Source organism: Niastella yeongjuensis, from assembly GCF_900110245.1.
In the GTDB taxonomy this organism is placed as follows: Bacteria; Bacteroidota; Bacteroidia; order Chitinophagales; family Chitinophagaceae; genus Niastella; species Niastella yeongjuensis.
Genome location: NZ_FOCZ01000002.1, coordinates 585,645 through 604,273 on the forward strand (window position 1 = coordinate 585,645; position 18,629 = coordinate 604,273).

Sequence of the window (18,629 nt, forward strand, 5' to 3'; positions counted from 1 at the left end):
AAATCCCGACATTGCCAGACTCCTGAAAATCCGCGAGCCCAGTCACTACTGACAACTCACCACTCACTTATCAACTTGTCAGCTCGCCAATACCCACCTTCACCTTATCACTCTCGATCAACCCATCACGTAACCGCACAATCCGGTGTGCATGATTCGCTATATCTTCCTCATGCGTAACCAGTACCACGGTGTTGCCGGCAGCTTGTATTTCGCCGAAGATCTGCATGATCTCTATGGAAGTTTTAGTGTCCAGGTTACCTGTAGGTTCGTCAGCAAGGATAAGCGAAGGATTATTTACCAGGGCGCGGGCAATGGCCACACGCTGACACTGACCGCCCGATAATTCATTGGGCTTGTGATGGCTTCTTTCTTCCAGCCCCACCTTTTTAATCACTTCCATGGCCATTTCAGTCCGTTCCTTTCGCGAAACACCGGCATATACCAGTGGTAAGGCTACGTTTTCCAGTGCAGTAAGCCGGGGAAGCAGATTGAATTGCTGAAATACAAAGCCGATCTCCTTATTACGCACATCGGCCAGGTTATCGTCGGCCATTTTACTTACGTCCTGTCCGTTCAAAACATACTGGCCGCCCGATGGGGAATCCAGGCAGCCAAGAATATTCATCAGGGTACTTTTGCCGGAACCGGATGGTCCCATCAGGGCTACATATTCATTTTTATGAATATCCAGGTCAATGCCTTTCAAAACCTGCAATTCCTGTTTACCCATGAAGTAGCTCTTACGAATACCTTCCAGATGAATGATTGAACTCATAGAATCAGTTTATTCCTGTTTTTTAATAACCTTGGGCACTTTAAAGAACGTACCGTCTGAGTCGGGTGCGTTTTTAAGGGCTTCTTCGCGGGTTATGGAGCCTTTTACCTGGTCCTCGCGTAATATATTGATGGCATCGGTCATATGTAAAAGCGGTTCCACCCCTTCCGTATTCACTTCATTCAGTTTGTCGACAAAATGAATCATTCGTTGCAGGTCTTTCTTTATTATTTCTTTTTCCTGCTCGTTAAACTGCAGTCGGGCCAGGTTGGCCAGGTTCTGTACCAATGCGTCATTTACTTCCATGCAAACAAAAATAGCTGATTATTTTGGTCAATAAACAAATGACAATAAGCAATAGGCAAAAGGTAGTTATAAGTGGTGAATGGTTAATTATGAAGGGGTTACCGGGCACTGGCTACCCAAAATCTGCAACTGGTTGTGAATGAGCTATCAGTAAAGAATAGACCTGGTAAATAACCCTTTTCCTTATCTTCGCCCTCCTTATGCAAAGTGTTAAGAAAGAGATTGTCATGGGCGGCATCCGCCCAACGGGTTATTTACACCTGGGTAACTATTTTGGCGCCCTGCGCAACTTTGTGCGCATGCAGGAAGAATATACCTGCTTCTTTATGCTGGCCGATCTGCATTCGTTGACCACCCATCCTGATACAAAGGAATTAAAGACCAACATACACCGCGTACTGGCCGAGCACCTGGCCAGTGGCCTCGATCCCGATAAATGTGCCCTGTACTGCCAGAGCCATGTTTATGAAACTTCAGAACTTTACCTGTACCTGAATATGATGTCGATGGTAGGGGAGCTGCAAAAGACGCCTACCTTTAAGGACAAAGTGCGTCAGCACCCTGACAACGTAAATGCCGGTTTGTTAACCTACCCGGTATTACAGGCTGCAGATATTTTGTTACACCGTGCCAAACTGGTACCGGTGGGTAAAGACCAGGAACAACACCTGGAAATGGCGCGTAATATTGCCAACCGTTTTGCCCATCATTATGGCGAAGTATTCCCCGAACCGGTGGCTTTTAATTATGGCAGTGAACTCGTTAAAGTGCCCAGTCTGGATGGCGGTGGCAAAATGAGTAAAAGTGAGAACCAAAACGCTACCCTATACCTCAGTGATTCCGATGATCAGATCCGCAAAAAAGTGATGAAGGCCAAAACTGACAGCGGTCCCACCGAACCTAACACACCTAAGCCCGATTACATCGAGAACATCTTTTTGTTAATGAAGCTGGTAAGCACGCCAGATACCGTTCAGAAGTTCGAAGAAGACTATAACGCATGTACCATCAGGTATGGTGATCTGAAAAAGCAACTGGCCGAAGACATGGTAAACTTTATCGCTCCTATACGCGAAAAAGCCGAAGCCATTCAGCAGGATACCGACTATCTGAAAAAAGTGATGATCCAGGGAGCTGAAAAAGCCCGTATCAGCGCACAGGCTACTTTGCAGGTGGTTCGCCAGGCCATTGGGTTGAATTATTATTAAAAAAGAACGGGCAACAGGCTTAAAACCGGAAAGAATTAATATCTTAAATTTTTGATTGTCCTCACAATTGGGGACGAAACGGGATAGAACTCTATTATAATGGCAAAAACAAAGAAACCGAAGCATATTGCTGTAGCGGGTAATATCGGTGCGGGCAAAACTACGCTCACCGAGCTGCTCAGTAAACATTATCGCTGGATACCCCAGTTTGAAGACGTAGACCACAATCCCTATCTCTTCGATTTTTATGATGATATGCCCCGGTGGAGTTTTAACCTGCAGATCTATTTCCTCAACAGCCGTCTTAAACAACTGAACGATATTCACCGCGGTACCGAAACCATTGTGCAGGACCGCACTATTTATGAAGATGCTTATATCTTCGCGCCTAACCTGCATGAAATGGGGTTAATGAGCAAGCGCGATTTCGATAACTACTTCATGTTTTTTGAAACCTTAAAAACAATGGTGCAACCACCCGATCTGCTTATCTATCTGAAAGCATCGGTACCTACGCTGGTTGCACAAATACAGAAACGGGGCCGCGAATATGAAGAGAATATCCGGCTCGATTACCTGAAACGTCTCAACGACTTCTACAATAAATGGATCGATGGCTACAAAGAAGGCCCCCTGCTTGTAATTGATATAGATAAGAACAAGTTTCCTGAAAATGATGAACACCTTGGCGAGATCATTCGCAAGATAGATTCCCAGTTGTACGGTTTGTTCTAACAGCTATATGCAAAAGCTTCAACAAATTCTGAAAGCCCCTTTTAATTTCCAGTGGCTGGTGCTGTTTTTTGTACTGCATGGCTATAGTGAATTTGTAGGCTTCATCCCCATTCCATCGTTGTTATTACTGATCGTAGAATTAAGTGCCGTAGCCTGGCTGCTGTTCTTCCTGTTTCGTAAAATGTACCGCGATGCACATAAAGCCGCTTTGCTGGTAACGGTGCTGTTTTTCTGGTACCTCTTTTTTTATGCCGTTCAGGACGCGCTGTCGGTTCATCCATCGCTTTATAAGTGGTCTCTGTTTCCCCGGTTATTACCGGTAGTGGTACTATTAAGTGCAGGTACGTTTATAGCATTGTTTAAATACAAAAGATCACCGGTTAAATTAAATGGCTACTTAAATCTGGTATTTTTAATACTGACGTTGTTCGATACCGGTTCAATACTATGGCAGGCCATTACGGTAAAACCTGCTTCAACGCCTGCAATAACAGAAACCATAAAGCCGCTGGCCGATACTGCGGCTAAACCAGATGTATATTTGATCATCCTGGATGAATACCTGAGCTCATCTGGTTTACAGGAATATTATCATTATGACAACAGCGTCTTTGAATCGTTCTTAAAACAAAAAGGGTTTCATGTAAATACCCGTTCCAGCAGCAACTATTCCTCCACCGCTTTTTCCATGGCCTCCATGCTCAATATGCGGTACCTTCAAAAAACAGAATTAGCCCATCATAAAGAGGATACTTATAAAAGTATGATCGGGCTGATAAATCACAATGCCGTAGTTGACTACTTTAAACAGTTCCACTACACCATTCATGATTATACACCTTTTACAGTAGGTGGTATTGAACCCGATTATTATTTTAGTATGATTCCCCGGGGTATAGAATTGATCACCTTTCGCATGTTGTATTCCTGTTTTGTAAGGCGGATCATTTATGGGGAACCGCAGAATTATATTGATTTAAGCGGCGTAGCGAACTGGCTGAATAAGCGATTGGTGACTGCTCATGAAGCACAAATGCAGGGTGCGCTGACCGCAGCAGAAAAACAATCGCCCGATTTTACTTACCTCCACCTCGTTATGCCGCATAAACCATTTATCTACGACAGTACCGGCAATTTCGCCAATACCTACAACGCAGTAAAAGACAATAAAACGGCAGGAACCGATGGGTTGTACCTGCAATACCTGGTGTATACCAATAAACGGATGATGCAGTACCTCGATCAGTTGCTTACAGCCACGCAGGGTAAAGCGGTGATTATGGTGATGAGCGATCATGGGTATCGCGAGGCCAATAAGTTGCCGGGTAAATTTTTTGGCTTTACGAATTTCAATGCCATCTATCTTCCCAACAAGGATTACCATTTATGGTATGATAGTGTAAGTAATGTAAATCAATTTCCCCTGTTGTTCAATACTATGTTTGGCCAACAGATCCCGCTTAAGAAAGATTCCACTGTTCGTTAATTATGGTAGTTGGCAAAAGGCGCCGTTTCCTTTAATTGCTGATCGATCTTTGTCAGCCATTCCTCCTGTCTGGGTTTGTTACGCGAATAATCTGTTTCCTGATCGTATTGGGTTTGCTGTAACCGGTGCTGTTTCATGGCATCTTCATACAGCTTGTTGAGATCGCTTTGGGCGGTTTTGGCGTTGAAGTGGTAAGCTTTCATAAGCTTGTTCAACTTGCGGGCATTTATTTCTGCAATATCAAAATGGCCTTGTTCATGGGCCAGCACTTCATTGTTTTTTATACGTACCCACGAACGGTTTTTGTCGAAGCTGCAGCTAATAGAATATTGAAATCCTTTTTCGTCATAGCCGTATTCTATATTGATATTACTGCTGGTAAGGGCAGCGTTGGAGGAATGCAGATCGGGATTGCCTTTGAAATCGCTCCAGGTAAGTTTGCGGGAGGCGTTCCAGGGAATCAGGTTGTTCGCCTGTATAACGGTGATACACACAAATAATAATGACAACGCGGCTTTGCTCATAAATGCTACAAAAACAACAGCAACTTAATTCAAATCAATTGAAATAAAAACATAAAAGGTTGTCCCATTTTATGAGACAACCTTTTCTATGGCAAAGTAATCGTTGAGACCGAAATGCTTTTTTCTCAAAAAGCGTTCTAATATCATTAAAAAATCTGAAACTAAAACAAAAAACGTCGATTATATTTTTGGAGCCGCCGCCAAAACTTCGGGCGTCACCCCTGATGCATATTTCTCAAAATTGGTAATGAACTGTTTAGCCAGACTTTCGGCTGCTTTGTCGTAAGCAGTTTTATCGGCCCAGGTATTCCGTGGGTTCAGGATTGCTTCGGGTACTCCCGGACAACTGGTAGGAACCGCTACGCCGAAAACCGGGTTCATTTCATATTCCACGCTGTCGAGTTTACCATCCAGGGCTGCACTGATCATAGCGCGGGTATACGACAGTTTCATGCGGTTACCCGTACCATATGCGCCGCCCGTCCAGCCGGTGTTGATGAGCCATACTTTCACGTTGTGTTTTCTCAGTTTCTCACCCAGCATACTGGCATACTGGCCAGGGTGCAGTGGTAGGAAGGGAGCCCCAAAACAGGCGCTGAACGTAGATTTAGGTTCTGTAACACCTGCTTCTGTTCCTGCTACCTTAGCCGTATATCCTGAAATAAACTGGTACATGGCCTGGGCAGGTGTTAACCGGCTTACCGGGGGCAGCACGCCGTAGGCATCGCAGGTTAAAAAGAAGATATTTTCAGGTATGCCACCCACAGCAGGTTCTATAGCATTACTGATATAATGTAATGGGTATGATACGCGTGTATTTTCGGTGATGGTCTTGTTGGCAAAATCAATTTCATTGGTGCCGGGGAAGAAGCTGGTATTCTCAACAAGAGCGCCATTGCGGATAGCCGCATAAATGGCCGGCTCTTTTTCAGGGCTCAGGTCAATACATTTGGCATAACAACCGCCTTCAAAGTTAAATACACCTGTGTCGGTCCAGCCATGCTCGTCGTCACCAATCAGTTTGCGGTTGGGATCGGCGCTTAAGGTGGTTTTACCGGTTCCGCTTAAGCCAAAGAACAAAGCGGTGTCGCCATCCTGACCAATATTAGCGGAGCAGTGCATGCTAAGCACCCCTTTGTCGTGGGGTAAAATATAGTTGAGAATAGAGAAGATGCCTTTTTTGATCTCGCCGGTGTAGGCGCTGCCCGCAATTAAAATGGTGCGGTGTTTAAAGCTGATCACGGCTGCATTGTGCTGACGAACGCCACATTCCTGCGCATCCAGGTGCAAACCGGGTGCGGCCAGTATATGCCAGTCGGGGTTGAAGTTGTCCAGTTCTTCTTCCTCGGGGCGCATAAACATATTATAGGCAAACAGGTTGGCCCAGGGGTTGTCGTTAACTACGCGAATGTTCAGGCGATAGCGGGGATCCGCACAGGCATAGGAATCGCGCACCCATACTTCGGGCTGAGCATTCAAATAATCAAGGATCTTTTTGCGTATGCAGTGAAAATATTTCTCCTCCAGTGGAATGTTGAAATCATTCCAGTGAACGGAATTTTCAGTGATCTCATCTTTAACAATGAACTTGTCTTTCGGACTACGGCCCGTAAATTCACCTGTTTTTACTACCAACGCACCTGTGTTGTTCAGTTCGCCCTGGTTTAATCGTAAACTGTCATGCACTAACTCTTCAGCGCTTAACTGATAATGCAATGTGTTGGTTGATTGAAGCCCCAGCTCCTCAAGTCCTCTCGTTGGGATTGCAATAGTTGATAATGACATACAAGCGTTCGTTTGTTTGAGCGTCAAAGATAATATTAAAATTTATTCACGCCAATGGCGGTATTCGATACATTTTTGAATATTTTCTAATACAATGGGTAGTTTATTGGGAATTATCTACCTAACGATTGTTAGGGTAAGATCGCATTGATTGCTCATGCGGTTTTGCTGAATGGGTACTAAAACCTGATTTTTTTACCTGTTTATTCATCAGTTTTTGGGTACCGGTTTCCCGGTTTTCAGTTACCGGTTCAAACCGTTTGTTGACTACAGCTGTCTGAACAGTAATTGCATGTTAATGATTTAGAGGCTGTTCTCTTTGCCCATAACCGGCATCGGGTAACCGGTTACTGCTTTAAGTTGACCGTTTTCATTTATTTTTACCGGATCAATAAAAGTGCTCTTTATTATAAACATTTAACTACATGAAATATCTGCCACTCGATCCTGCCATTTTTATCCAGAACCGTCAACGTTTTGTTGCCCGGATGGATAAAAACGCGATTGCGATCTTCAACAGCAATGATGAACTGCCAACCAATGGCGATGCCACTCACCGGTTCATACAAAACAGCGACCTGTACTGGCTTTGCGGTATTGACCAGGAAGATACCATGGTGATCCTTTTTCCTGGTAACCCCGATCCAAAACTTCGCGAAGTGCTGGTATTGGTGCGCCCCAATGAAATGAAAGAGAAATGGGATGGCAGGCGTTTGCGGGCAGAAGAAGCCAGGAAAATGTCGGGTATTCAAACCATCATCTGGCTCGACAGCCTGGAAGCGGTATTGCAGGGCTGGATCCATTTGGCCGATACCATTTATCTGAACACAAACGAAAACGACCGCAAATCGAACTGGGTACCGGTACGTGATTACCGCTATGCAGAAGAAATGCGGCAGAAATTCCCGCTGCATCAGTACAAACGCAGCGCCCGTATTATGAAAGACCTGCGGGCCATTAAATCGCCCCAGGAAGTTGCCGTAATGCAACAGGCAATAGATATCACCCAAAAAACGTTTGAACGACTGCTGAAATTCATAAAGCCGGGTGTAATGGAATATGAGATAGAGGCGGAGATCTGGCATTCGTTTTTGTCACAGCGCGCCACTGCACCGGCCTATAGCAGCATCATTGCCAGTGGCGACCGTGCCCGCATTCTGCATTATGTATTCAATAACCAGGAATGTAAAGATGGCGAGCTGGTGTTGATGGATTTTGGCGCCGAATACGGTGGTTATTGTGCCGATTTAACCCGTACAATTCCCGTGAATGGAAAGTTCACCAAACGGCAGAAAGACGTGTACAATGGTTGTTTACGCCTGCATGACTATGCGAAAAGCATTTTGAAGCCAGGCATCAGCATCGTTGATTATACCGATAAAGTAGGAGCGGAAGCTACCAAAGTGTTTGTAAAGCTGGGATTGTTAAGCCCCGGCGATGTGAAGAATGAGGATAAGGACAACCGCGCTTACCGCAAGTATTTATATCATGGCATTTCGCATCATTTAGGGATCGATGTACATGACCTGGGCACACGTACCGAACCCATTAAACCGGGGATGGTATTTACTATTGAACCGGGTATTTACATAGAACAGGAACAAATGGGCATCCGTATCGAGAACAATGTATGGATCACCAAAACCGGCAACAAAGACCTGATGGCAAAGATTCCCATTAAGGCAGATGATATTGAAGCCTGGATGAAGAAAAAATAAACGAAAAAGAATAAGCTAATTTGCAAGCATGAAACACATACCAAACCTGTTCACTCTACTCAATTTGTTCTTTGGCTGTATTGCGATCATCTACATATTGCAAAATGGAATTATTATAGTAAGTGATGAGCAGGGGACACAGTTGCTGGAAATTCCCGAAAAAATATGGCTGGGGTCCTTATTCATAGCACTGGCCGCTGTGGTGGATTTTTTAGATGGTTTTGTTGCCCGCCTGTTCAATGCCACATCGCCATTGGGCAAACAACTCGATTCACTGGCCGATGTGGTAAGCTTTGGTGTGGCGCCCGGTATGATCGTGTACCAGTTTCTGCGGTTGAGTTATGCAGGTTTGCCCGATGGGGTTGAAGCGCCTGTTATACTGTTAATGCCTGCAATGCTGATACCCTGTGCAGCTGCTTTCCGCCTGGGCAAGTTCAATATCGATGATTCCCAGCAATATGGCTTTAAAGGCGTTCCCACGCCGGCAGCAGGGTTGTTGGTTGCTTCATTGCCACTCATTTACTGGTATTCGAATGCAGATATGGCCAGTTTGTTACAGAATCGCTGGGTGTGGTATGGTATTATTGTGGTGTTGAGCTATTTAATGGTAAGCAACCTGCCGCTGATGGCGCTGAAATTTAAAAATTTCTCCGTAAAAAGCAATCTGCCCAAGATTATTTTGCTGGCAGCAGCCATAATAGCCGGCATATTATTAAAATGGATGGCAGTGCCGGTTGTGTTTATTCTTTACATCATCTTATCTTTGGCGTTCAAAAATAAAGCTACAACATGACCTATACAGTTCAGGTGAAGGTAATGCCGTTAAAAGAATTGCTCGATCCGCAAGGAAAAGCCGTAATGGGTGGATTGCAAAATCTGGGATTGGGTAATATTCAGGATGTACGGGTAGGAAAGAACATCACCCTGCAGGTTGAAGCCAACACCCCTGATCAGGCAAAAGCAATTGCCGAAGAAGCCTCCAAAAAGTTACTCGCCAATCCGGTAATGGAGTATTTCGAAATCGTAATTAACTAATGTTTTGATAAGCTAATATGTTGATGTGCCTCTTACAAGAGGCACATCAACATATTAGCGCATTATCAACTATGCTGTATATAGTACCAACACCCATAGGTAACTTGCTGGATATCACGCTCAGGGCCCTGGAGGTGTTGAAGCAGGTTGATCTTATACTGGCTGAAGATACACGCACATCGGGCAAATTATTGAACCACTACCAGATCACGCGGCCGCTTACCACTTATCACATGCATAACGAGCATCAGATAGTGCCACACCTGGTAAGCCAGTTACAGGAAGGTAAGAAGATGGCGATGATCTCAGATGCCGGTACCCCCGGTATTTCAGATGCCGCCTTCCTGCTCGTTCGGGAGTGTATTAAACAAGGTATAAAAGTAGAATGTCTTCCCGGCGCTACCGCTTTTGTTCCCGCCCTGGTGAACAGCGGATTGCCCATGACCCGCTTTACATTTGAAGGATTTCTTCCGCCAAAAAAAGGCCGGCAAACCATGTTGAAGAAGCTGGCCGAAGAAGACCGTACCATGATCATTTATGAATCACCGCACCGCCTGCTTAAAACCCTGCAGGAATTTGTTCAATACTTTGGCGCCGACCGCCAATGCAGTGTAAGCCGTGAGCTGTCTAAAATGTATGAAGAAAATGCACACGGTACCCTGCAGGAGCTGGTTGAACATTTTCAGAAAAAAGAAGTGAAAGGGGAGATAGTTATTGTGTTGGCAGGGAAGGAGTGAGTTGACAGGTTAACACGTTGACAGGTTAACAAGTTGATAAGGGATTGAAGTATGGCATAAGTATTATGCAGTTGCAGGTTGATATAGTTGATAGCGGTGATATTGGGCTTCGCCCGCTGGCGGAGTATGAGGGCCGCGTCAAGGCCCACTGCCCATTGCCCTTCCCGCTTCACTATTAACTATTTTTTTGTTTTATGTATGGCAACAAGGTTTGAAATTTGCATGGTAACCTATAAATATGCATTTAGTTATGAAAAAATTCATTAATTACTGCCTGGCGCTGTGTTTTACTATCTCCCTATATAATATCGCTGATGCACAGGTGCGTAAAGTTCCGGCTGAAGTGACCGAAGCTTTCCGGCAGAAATACCCCTCCGCCCTGAATGTTGAATGGCGCGACCGGTTAAGCGGTTTTACCGCCGCCTTCGATCAGGATAAAGTACACTACGAAGCAAAGTTTACCAACAAAGGCTTTTGGCAAAGCACCGAAAATAAAATAGAAGACGCTAACATCCCCGGTGGCGTTAAAGACGGCTTTCAAAAGAGTAAGTATGCTGAAGAATGGAATATAAAACAAGCATATAAAATAGACCTGCGCGAAGCCAAAACACAATACCGCCTCGATATTCAGAAAAACGATATCCAGAAAAAACAATTGTTTTTCGATAGCACCGGCCGGTTACTGAGAGATAATATTACCCTGTAGTATAGTTAAAAACATTGCTATAAAAACAAGTCCCCCCGACGTGTCGGGGGGATTCCTGTTTATGCTGTTGAATTGCTAAAACCCGGAAAGATGTATTCTAAATGAATGCGCTCAAAACTATTACATATTATTATAAAAAGGCAATTCAGGACGTTTATTGTCGAAAATCTTGTGTTTGATCAAGCGGCAAGGTTATATACAAATATGTAACAGCAACCGGTTATAAAGTATAACTAATTAACATTTTTCTTTTTTGACTACCTTCCGCACTCGAAAACCTCATTAAAATAAAACTCACATGATGCGTAAAAGGATTTATACGCTGACGACTTGTACTCTTTTAGCAGTGGTGGCCTGGGCGCAACCCGACAGGTGGCAACAGCGGGTGAAATACACGATGGACGTTGCCATGAACGTAACTACCAACCGGTTTACCGGTAAACAACGGTTAGAGTATACCAATAACTCTCCCGATACCCTTAAAAAAGTATTCTATCACTTATACTGGAATGCCTTTCAACCCAATAGTATGATGGATAACCGCAGCCGTGCATTGGGTCAAAAAAGAACCAATGGCCGGGCCGACTGGGATCCTCGTGTAAAAGACCGCATTCAGGACCTGAAACCTGAAGAAATAGGTTATCAGAAAGTGCTGTCGTTAAAAATGAACGGCATTGTACAAAAGTATACGGTGGAAGAAACCATTCTGGAAGTACCGCTGTCTGTACCCATTCTTCCCAAAGCAAAAGTGGTGTTTGAAATGGAATTTGAAGCGCAGGTGCCTTTACAGATCAGGCGCAGTGGCCGCGATAACCCGAATACGGGTGTGCGTTATTCCATGAGCCAGTGGTATCCTAAAATGTGTGAATACGATTATGAAGGCTGGCATCCCACGCCGTATGTAGCCCGCGAGTTCTATGGTGTTTGGGGCGATTATGAAGTAAACATCACTATCGATAAAAAATACATGATCGGTGGAACCGGGTATTTACAAAATCCCAACCAGGTTGGGTTTGGCTACCAGGCGCCTAATGTAAGGATAATGGCGCCCACTGGTCCTACGTTGACCTGGCGTTTTGTAGCCCCCAATGTGCACGACTTTATGTGGGCTGCCGATCCGGAGTATGTACATTTAACGCGCACCATTGCCGGCGGGCCAGACATTCACGTGATCTATAACCGCGAAGAAGATTTGCTGCGCAGAACATACGAAGCGTTACCGCCCGAAAAGAAAAAGGATTACGCCAATGCCGATGCCTATATTAAATGGTTCGATGCCGAGTGGAACCGCATTGCCGATGCAGCCGTAATTGTGTTGCCGTTTATTGAAAAGAAATTCGGCGCTTATCCCTACAAACAATATACGTTTATACATGGCGGCGATGGCGGTATGGAATACCCCATGAGTACATTGATCGTTGGCCCCAGTGTAAGCACCGCCTTTCATGAGTGGATGCATAGCTGGTACCAGGGGATGATGGGCACCAATGAATCGGAATATGCCTGGATGGATGAAGGTTTTACCAGTTATGCCGAATCGCTGGTAACCAATTATTACCAAACAGTTTCCGGTTCAGCAGTAACAGAGAATACCGCAGGTACAGGCCCGCGTAAGAAAACGCTGGTTGATTCACTTACAAAAAGCAAATCATACCTGACCGCTGAAAGCCCACACGCAGATGCTTATGATAATTATTTCGGTCTGGTAGCCAGCCGGCTGGAAGAACCGCTGACCACCCACGCCGATCATTTTGAAACGAACTTTGCCTATAGCCTGGCTTCGTATTCAAAAGGAGAGGTGTTTATGGAACAGCTGGGATACATTGTTGGCGCCCAGTTGCGCGATAAGATTCTGATCGATTATTACAACCAATGGCATTTTAAACATCCCAACGTAAATGATTTTATTCGCGTGGCAGAAAAGGCGAGTGATATAAAGCTCGACTGGTACCGCGAGTATTTTGTGAATACTACCAAAACAATCGATTATGGTATTGATAGTTTGTGGGAAGAAGGTGGTAAAACAAAGATCAGGATGCGTCGCATAGGAAACATGCCCATGCCTGTTGATGTACTGGTTACTTTCAAAGATGGCAGCAAGTTATTGGCGTATGTACCTATGTACTTGATGTTTGGCCAAAAGCCGGTGGAAGATGCTACCATCCCCCGCAATGTATATGAACCCTGGAAATGGACAAACCCGCAGTATACATTCGAGATCAATCGCAAGATCACCGATTTAAAGATCATTGAAATTGATCCCTCCATGCGAATGGCAGATGTAGATAGAAAGAATAATAAACTGGATATTCCCTGGTAACAAGGAATAGCTGATATAAGCGAGGTAAGAAGTAAGAGGTAGGAAGTACGAAGCCCACGAATTTCATATTTCATACTTCTTAGGGCTTACTTCATAAAATTTAAAAGCAAAGGGGCTGTTCGCCATGGCGGACTGCCCCTTTGTTGTAACTAAACAGGTAATAATTAAAAAGGCCGTCCTTGAATGAACGGCCCCCTTTCAAATAAGGTTATTGATAAACAGAGCACAGGAAGGTAAAATGGCATGTAAGTATTTGATGTGGCACAACCAGATGCAAAGCTAGTCTCGTATTAGAATTTAAACAATACTACTTTGTGGGTAATTTTTGCTGTGCTAAAATGCTTATGCGACTTTACCTCCTCCGAAATTAGCGACCAAAGAACTTATTAATAGCTTCAACGCGATTATTGACATGGAGTTTTTCGTATATATGATATACGTGTTTGCGCACTGTTTCCTGGCTGATGAATAAACTGGCGGCAATTTCTTTGTACAGCATGCCTTTGGCGAGTAATTCGAGAATTTCTTTCTCCCGGTTCGATAAAACGCTGAGGGTGTTATCTGTAGCTTCTGCGCCTGCTTTGTTTTGTTGAAAAGCGTTTACTACTTTACGGGCGATCTGGCTGCTCATGGGAGCGCCGCCTTCCTGTAATTCCCTGATGGCTTCCAGTAATTTATGAGGGGCTGTTTTCTTTAAAATATATCCATTGGCGCCGGCACTCAATGCTTCGAAGATCTTTTCGTCGTCTTCATACACCGTACACATCATAAAAAGGATCTCAGGATAATCTGCCTTCAGTTGCTTCACCACATCGATGCCGCTTTCTCCTTCACCCAGGTTGATATCCATCAACACCACATTCGGTTTCAGATCGGGAATTTTCACCAGCGCTTCTTCAGCGGTTGAACAACTTCCCACTAACCGGTATCCCTCCGACATCGTTACGATCTGTTCCAGTGCAGATCGAATATCTTTTGTATCGTCTACGATACATACGGTAATATCCATCATGGTACAAAGTTCAGTTTTTTGCCGAAACGTAAAATACCACTTTAAGGTAGTTTTATTTGCTGTAAATAAAAACCCTGAATGTTACTGATTGAAAGCTAAAGATGTAGAAACAAAACCCATTGGCTTACAGCGAAACATATAACATATACTTCTCCTTGAAGTATTCTTCGCCAAAGATCTCATGTACTTCCATTAAACGGGGTCTGCAACCGCTTTCGGAGATCTCCTGGGCCAGGTCGCCGCCTTTTAAGCAGATAAGCCCTGGTTTTTGATTTTCACTGTTGGGCGAAGGTTTCTTTAGGAGGGGCTTCGACCATTGCCATAAGTCTTTTAATGGCGCCACCGCTCTCGATACCACGAAATCGAACTTTCGGTCTTTGATCTCTTCAACGCGCGTATGGCGGGTAGTAACGTTCTTTAGTTCCAGTGCTGCGGCCACTGCATCTACTACCTTTAATTTTTTACCAATGCTGTCTACGAGTAGAAATTTTACTTCAGGAAAAAAGATGGCCAGGGGTATACCCGGAAAACCACCGCCTGTGCCCAGGTCAACAATGGTTGAACCGGGTTTAAACTCAAAAGCAGTGGCTATAGCCAGGGAATGCAGTACGTGTTTTTCGTACAGGCTTTCCATGTCTTTACGCGAAATAACATTGATCTTGCTGTTCCAGTCGTTGTACAGTTCGTCTAAAGCGGCGAATTGTTGAAGCTGAACAGGGGTAAAATCACCGAAATATTTGGTGATCAGTTCCAGTTTTTGTTGGGCTTTCTCCATATTGAAGGAGCAAAGATGAAATAATGTATGAACATCCAGATATCTAAAATCCACCACCAGTAAAAAAGATCCTTTTCATTCATCTTTTTCATAGCGTTGTAATAAACTACCGCCTGCCAAAGGAAGCGGACGCCAAAAACGCCCAGAGTCAAACGCCAGTCGAAGAACAACAGGCATAAAACAAACAGGGGATACAGAAAAAAGTGAGAGGTGGAATATAATCCTAAAAGGAATTTATGAACCGGTTTGTAGAATTTACTGGTGCTGTAGTGGCGGTTCTTCTGGCGAACCCAGTCGCCAAATTTGCGTTTGGGTTCCGACAGGGTGAATGCTTCCTGATCGAGCACCACATTCACATTGTGTTTGGTAGCTACCTGGTTAATGAACAGGTCGTCATCACCGCTGGCTACGTGGTTGATGCTTGAAAAACCTTTTTGGCGGAAGAACAATTCGCGTTTGTACGACAGGTTTCTACCCACTCCCATATAGGGCAAACCTGCAAGCGCATACGACATGTATTGCAGGGCCGAATGGAACGTTTCAAAACGAATGATCTTGTTCAGAACGCCGGGTTTTTTATTGTAAGCACCGTAACCGAGCACAATCTCTACCCCATCATGATAAGCCTCCTGCATTTTTTGTAACCAGAATTCTGAAGCAGGGACACAATCGGCATCGGTCAATAATAATATTTCGTGTTTGGCTTCTTTAATGCCTATCGACAACGGGTATTTTTTACCAGGAATACCCAGGGCTTCCTGTTCAAGGTTGATGGCCTGCAGGTTCTTGAAAGTTTTTTTAAACTCATCGAGCAGGTATCGGGTTTCATCCTGGCTGTTGTGGTTCACCACAATCAATTCATGTGTGGTAGGATAGGTTTGCACCAGCACGCCGGGTAAATATTTGGTAAGATTATTCGCTTCATCGCGGGCACACACAATAATGCTCACTGCATGGGTTTGCGTTTTCTCTTTTGAGGCAGGTTTGAAAAAAGCCACGCGCCTGAAAAATGCGATATAGTAAATTAACTGGATCAGAATAACCAGACAAAACAGTGAAAACAGGATCCAAGGCCACCAGGTTATGAAAAATGTTTGTATCTCGCCCATAAGAGAAATTAATTTAGGCACGGTCCGTGAAGGTTTTGCACGAAAATAGGATAAACTAATGAGTTTTTAATTTGAAGTTGTACCCATCTGATAAGAGTTTCAGCGGAAAACTTGTGGGGCAGCGTGCAGAGATAGCCTCGCGAACTTTGAGCAATCAGTATAAATACCAAAAGCCGGCAACCTGTACAAGTTGACGGCTTTTGTTTTCAGAAGTTATGCGTGCTGCGGTTGTATTTTTCTCTGCCCTCTGCCCTCTGCCTTCTGCCCGCTGCTTTTCTAAACCCGATGCAACACATTATCTTTGCGGGCTAATTTTTAAGAACAAATGGCCGCATTACAATTCACTTTACAACATACCGATAACCAGTCAAAAGCCAGGGCAGGACATATTGTCACCGATCATGGTGAAATTGCTACGCCTATCTTTATGCCGGTAGGTACCGTTGGCAGTGTAAAGGCAGTGAGTCAGCAACAGTTGAAAGAGGAAGTAAATGCATCCATCATACTGGGAAACACGTATCACCTGTATTTACGCCCGGGAACCAGAGTATTGGAAAAAGCAGGAGGGTTGCACCGTTTCAATGGCTGGGATCGACCTATTTTAACTGATAGCGGCGGTTACCAGGTGTTCTCCCTGGCCGGCACCCGTAAAATAACAGAAGAGGGGGCATTGTTTCAATCACATATCGACGGGTCGAAACATATGTTTTCGCCCGAGGCGGTAATGGATATACAACGAACCATTGGCGCCGACATTATAATGGCATTTGATGAATGTCCGCCATACCCCAGCGATTATAAGTATGCAGAAAAATCGATGCACCTGACGCATCGCTGGCTCGACCGTTGTTTTAAACGTTTCAATGAAACTCCCGACAAATACGGCTATACCCAAAACCTGTTTCCCATTGTACAGGGAAGTACTTATACCGATCTGCGCAAGGCATCCTGCGAACACATCGCTTCAAAAGAAGCAACCGGTAACGCCATTGGCGGATTGAGTGTGGGCGAACCCGATAACATGTTGTACGACCTGTGCGGTTTGTGTTGCGATAATTTACCCGTACATAAGCCCCGTTATTTAATGGGCGTGGGCACTCCCTGGAACATTCTGGAATGTATTGCCCTGGGGGTTGATATGTTTGACTGTGTAATGCCTACCCGCAATGGCCGTAATGCCATGCTGTTTACTTCGCAAGGCGTAATCAATATCGATAATAAGAAATGGGAGCACGATTTTTCACCCCTCGATGATGGCATCGACTGTTTGGTGAGCAATTACTACTCCAAAGCATATTTGCGCCACCTGATCAAGGCAAAAGAAATTCTGGGCCTCACCATTGCCAGCGTGCATAACCTGGCGTTCTATCTATGGCTGGTACGCCAGGCAAGACACCACATTCTGCAAGGGGATTTTGTTTCCTGGAAGAATGAGATGGTGGTAAGGTTGCAGACGAGATTGTAAGAAGGGCAGAAGGCAGAGGGCAGAAGGCAGAGATAACCTCGCGAACTTTGAGCAATCAATATAGATAGCAAAAGCCGGCAACCTGTACAAGTTGCCGGCTTTTGTATTTTTTTCTGCCCTCTGCCTTCTGCCCTCTGCCCTTTCCTACTTCTTTTGCTTAAACAACCACTTCAACAACTCCGGTTCTGCGAATGCATTATCCCAGCTATTATGTCCTACCCCGGGGTATTCGGTATATGTTGCTTTGGCGCCGGCGGCCTTCAGGGCATTGTTCATGAGGCGTGAATTACTTACCGGCACAACGGGATCGCTGCCTCCATGGAAGATCCAGATGGGGAAATTACGGGCATAGGTCGTTACTTTTTGCGGATCGCCGCCTCCACAAATAGGAATGGCTGCAGCAAAGAAATTGGGTTTACGCCACAGTAATTCAAAGGTGCCCATGCCGCCCATTGACAATCCGCCCAGGTACATCTTTTTGGTATTGATGGTACCACTGGCAGCCAGGGTATCGAGCAGCTGGCTTACGAGGCCAAGGCTTGTACCAATAGGTTGATCGCTTACGAACCCAAAAGCGCCCAGAGAATCTTTTTTATTGGGGTCGTGGATTATACGCGCCCACCAGTCATTCTGCGGGCATTGCGGAAATACTACTATGGCTGGAAATTTTTGGCGCATGGCTGAATCGGCAAACAGGTTACCGCCATGTATTAACTGGGCCTCATTGTCATTGCCCCGTTCACCGGCTCCATGCAGGAACAGCACCAGCGGGTATTTCTTATTGGCATTGTAGTTAAGGGGGTACAATATGCGATACCGCAGGGTGTCGCCGCCGCTGATGAATTCTTTCTTTTCATACGATTGTTGAAACTGGGCCGGTAAATTTGTCATGGCAAACGCCAGTAGTAATGTTAATGTGAGTTTGTACAT

General features: G+C 44.8%; 18 protein-coding genes. 10 read left to right on the forward strand and 8 right to left on the reverse strand.

Going from position 1 to position 18,629, the window contains the following annotated elements:
• Positions 1-70: 70 nt before the first annotated feature.
• Entirely contained in the window at positions 71-778 is a 708-nt protein-coding gene (locus BMX95_RS07085; protein ID WP_081201287.1) for an ABC transporter ATP-binding protein, read from the reverse strand.
• 9 nt (positions 779-787) lie between these two features.
• On the reverse strand, positions 788-1,084 hold the full coding sequence (gene gatC / locus BMX95_RS07090; protein ID WP_081201289.1) for an Asp-tRNA(Asn)/Glu-tRNA(Gln) amidotransferase subunit GatC: 297 nt from the start codon (positions 1,082-1,084) through the stop codon (positions 788-790).
• Positions 1,085-1,284: 200 nt separating this feature from the next.
• On the opposite strand from gatC, the gene trpS reads away from it, so the two are divergent.
• The 3 genes from trpS to BMX95_RS07105 all read left to right on the forward strand — a co-directional run bounded on the left by trpS (position 1,285) and on the right by BMX95_RS07105 (position 4,513).
• Complete coding sequence (gene trpS / locus BMX95_RS07095; protein ID WP_242673154.1) at positions 1,285-2,292, forward strand: tryptophan--tRNA ligase; 1,008 nt, start codon at positions 1,285-1,287, stop codon at positions 2,290-2,292.
• A gap of 99 nt (positions 2,293-2,391) precedes the next feature.
• Positions 2,392-3,027 (forward strand): deoxynucleoside kinase, encoded by a 636-nt coding sequence (locus BMX95_RS07100; RefSeq protein ID WP_081201291.1) that lies wholly within the window; start codon positions 2,392-2,394, stop codon positions 3,025-3,027.
• A 7-nt stretch (positions 3,028-3,034) separates the two neighbouring features.
• A complete protein-coding gene (locus BMX95_RS07105) occupies positions 3,035-4,513 on the forward strand; it encodes an alkaline phosphatase family protein (protein WP_081201293.1) in 1,479 nt (492 codons plus the stop codon).
• Here BMX95_RS07105 and BMX95_RS07110 read toward each other — a convergent pair.
• Entirely contained in the window at positions 4,510-5,037 is a 528-nt protein-coding gene (locus BMX95_RS07110; RefSeq protein WP_081201295.1) for a DUF922 domain-containing protein, read from the reverse strand. The two genes, BMX95_RS07105 and BMX95_RS07110, sit on opposite strands and share 4 nt — an antisense overlap.
• Before the next feature lie 180 nt (positions 5,038-5,217).
• On the reverse strand, positions 5,218-6,822 hold the full coding sequence (gene pckA, locus BMX95_RS07115) for a phosphoenolpyruvate carboxykinase (ATP) (RefSeq protein ID WP_081201297.1): 1,605 nt from the start codon (positions 6,820-6,822) through the stop codon (positions 5,218-5,220).
• 425 nt (positions 6,823-7,247) lie between these two features.
• On the opposite strand from pckA, the gene BMX95_RS07120 reads away from it, so the two are divergent.
• The 6 genes from BMX95_RS07120 to BMX95_RS07145 all read left to right on the forward strand — a co-directional run bounded on the left by BMX95_RS07120 (position 7,248) and on the right by BMX95_RS07145 (position 13,338).
• On the forward strand, positions 7,248-8,540 hold the full coding sequence (locus BMX95_RS07120; protein ID WP_081201299.1) for an aminopeptidase P N-terminal domain-containing protein: 1,293 nt from the start codon (positions 7,248-7,250) through the stop codon (positions 8,538-8,540).
• Between the two features lie 28 nt (positions 8,541-8,568).
• Positions 8,569-9,333: a CDP-alcohol phosphatidyltransferase family protein gene (locus tag BMX95_RS07125; protein ID WP_081201301.1), complete on the forward strand. Its 765-nt coding sequence runs from the start codon at positions 8,569-8,571 to the stop codon at positions 9,331-9,333.
• Positions 9,330-9,575 carry a phosphoribosylformylglycinamidine synthase subunit PurS gene (gene purS, locus BMX95_RS07130; RefSeq protein ID WP_081201303.1) on the forward strand — a complete coding sequence of 82 codons (246 nt, stop codon included), beginning with the start codon at positions 9,330-9,332 and terminating at the stop codon, positions 9,573-9,575. The genes BMX95_RS07125 and purS overlap by 4 nt, the downstream gene beginning before the upstream one ends.
• Before the next feature lie 71 nt (positions 9,576-9,646).
• Positions 9,647-10,312 carry a 16S rRNA (cytidine(1402)-2'-O)-methyltransferase gene (rsmI, locus tag BMX95_RS07135; RefSeq protein ID WP_081201306.1) on the forward strand — a complete coding sequence of 222 codons (666 nt, stop codon included), beginning with the start codon at positions 9,647-9,649 and terminating at the stop codon, positions 10,310-10,312.
• 250 nt (positions 10,313-10,562) lie between these two features.
• Complete coding sequence (locus BMX95_RS07140; RefSeq protein ID WP_165758968.1) at positions 10,563-11,018, forward strand: PepSY-like domain-containing protein; 456 nt, start codon at positions 10,563-10,565, stop codon at positions 11,016-11,018.
• Between the two features lie 298 nt (positions 11,019-11,316).
• Positions 11,317-13,338, forward strand: a complete 2,022-nt coding sequence (locus BMX95_RS07145; RefSeq protein WP_081201310.1) for a M1 family metallopeptidase — start codon at positions 11,317-11,319, stop codon at positions 13,336-13,338.
• A gap of 367 nt (positions 13,339-13,705) precedes the next feature.
• Here the strand turns inward: BMX95_RS07145 and BMX95_RS07150 are convergent, their stop codons facing one another.
• From BMX95_RS07150 to BMX95_RS07160, 3 genes are all read right to left on the reverse strand, one after another.
• On the reverse strand, positions 13,706-14,350 hold the full coding sequence (locus BMX95_RS07150; protein ID WP_081201312.1) for a response regulator: 645 nt from the start codon (positions 14,348-14,350) through the stop codon (positions 13,706-13,708).
• A gap of 124 nt (positions 14,351-14,474) precedes the next feature.
• Positions 14,475-15,125 carry a 16S rRNA (guanine(527)-N(7))-methyltransferase RsmG gene (gene rsmG, locus BMX95_RS07155; RefSeq protein WP_081201314.1) on the reverse strand — a complete coding sequence of 217 codons (651 nt, stop codon included), beginning with the start codon at positions 15,123-15,125 and terminating at the stop codon, positions 14,475-14,477.
• Entirely contained in the window at positions 15,095-16,234 is a 1,140-nt protein-coding gene (locus BMX95_RS07160; protein ID WP_081201316.1) for a glycosyltransferase, read from the reverse strand. The genes rsmG and BMX95_RS07160 overlap by 31 nt, the downstream gene beginning before the upstream one ends.
• 325 nt (positions 16,235-16,559) lie before the next feature.
• Here BMX95_RS07160 and tgt point away from each other — a divergent pair, with 325 nt between their 5' ends.
• Positions 16,560-17,699: a tRNA guanosine(34) transglycosylase Tgt gene (gene tgt, locus BMX95_RS07165; RefSeq protein ID WP_081201318.1), complete on the forward strand. Its 1,140-nt coding sequence runs from the start codon at positions 16,560-16,562 to the stop codon at positions 17,697-17,699.
• Between the two features lie 144 nt (positions 17,700-17,843).
• On the opposite strand, the gene BMX95_RS07170 is transcribed toward tgt, so the two are convergent.
• A complete protein-coding gene (locus BMX95_RS07170; protein WP_081201320.1) occupies positions 17,844-18,629 on the reverse strand; it encodes a carboxylesterase family protein in 786 nt (261 codons plus the stop codon).

What these genes read in the sequence shown, in the direction of transcription:
- BMX95_RS07140 (WP_165758968.1), top strand. Translation starts at nt 10,563, where the DNA reads ATGAAAAAATTCATTAATTACTGCCTGGCGCTGTGTTTTACTATCTCC.
- purS (WP_081201303.1), top strand. Translation starts at nt 9,330, where the DNA reads ATGACCTATACAGTTCAGGTGAAGGTAATGCCGTTAAAAGAATTGCTC.
- gatC (WP_081201289.1), bottom strand. Translation starts at nt 1,084, where the DNA reads ATGGAAGTAAATGACGCATTGGTACAGAACCTGGCCAACCTGGCCCGA.
- rsmG (WP_081201314.1), bottom strand. Translation starts at nt 15,125, where the DNA reads ATGGAGAAAGCCCAACAAAAACTGGAACTGATCACCAAATATTTCGGT.
- BMX95_RS07150 (WP_081201312.1), bottom strand. Translation starts at nt 14,350, where the DNA reads ATGATGGATATTACCGTATGTATCGTAGACGATACAAAAGATATTCGA.
- BMX95_RS07120 (WP_081201299.1), top strand. Translation starts at nt 7,248, where the DNA reads ATGAAATATCTGCCACTCGATCCTGCCATTTTTATCCAGAACCGTCAA.
- pckA (WP_081201297.1), bottom strand. Translation starts at nt 6,822, where the DNA reads ATGTCATTATCAACTATTGCAATCCCAACGAGAGGACTTGAGGAGCTG.
- BMX95_RS07105 (WP_081201293.1), top strand. Translation starts at nt 3,035, where the DNA reads ATGCAAAAGCTTCAACAAATTCTGAAAGCCCCTTTTAATTTCCAGTGG.
- BMX95_RS07100 (WP_081201291.1), top strand. Translation starts at nt 2,392, where the DNA reads ATGGCAAAAACAAAGAAACCGAAGCATATTGCTGTAGCGGGTAATATC.
- BMX95_RS07125 (WP_081201301.1), top strand. Translation starts at nt 8,569, where the DNA reads ATGAAACACATACCAAACCTGTTCACTCTACTCAATTTGTTCTTTGGC.
- BMX95_RS07160 (WP_081201316.1), bottom strand. Translation starts at nt 16,234, where the DNA reads ATGGGCGAGATACAAACATTTTTCATAACCTGGTGGCCTTGGATCCTG.
- rsmI (WP_081201306.1), top strand. Translation starts at nt 9,647, where the DNA reads ATGCTGTATATAGTACCAACACCCATAGGTAACTTGCTGGATATCACG.
- BMX95_RS07085 (WP_081201287.1), bottom strand. Translation starts at nt 778, where the DNA reads ATGAGTTCAATCATTCATCTGGAAGGTATTCGTAAGAGCTACTTCATG.
- BMX95_RS07110 (WP_081201295.1), bottom strand. Translation starts at nt 5,037, where the DNA reads ATGAGCAAAGCCGCGTTGTCATTATTATTTGTGTGTATCACCGTTATA.
- BMX95_RS07170 (WP_081201320.1), bottom strand. Translation starts at nt 18,629, where the DNA reads ATGTACAAACTCACATTAACATTACTACTGGCGTTTGCCATGACAAAT.
- BMX95_RS07145 (WP_081201310.1), top strand. Translation starts at nt 11,317, where the DNA reads ATGATGCGTAAAAGGATTTATACGCTGACGACTTGTACTCTTTTAGCA.
- trpS (WP_242673154.1), top strand. Translation starts at nt 1,285, where the DNA reads ATGCAAAGTGTTAAGAAAGAGATTGTCATGGGCGGCATCCGCCCAACG.
- tgt (WP_081201318.1), top strand. Translation starts at nt 16,560, where the DNA reads ATGGCCGCATTACAATTCACTTTACAACATACCGATAACCAGTCAAAA.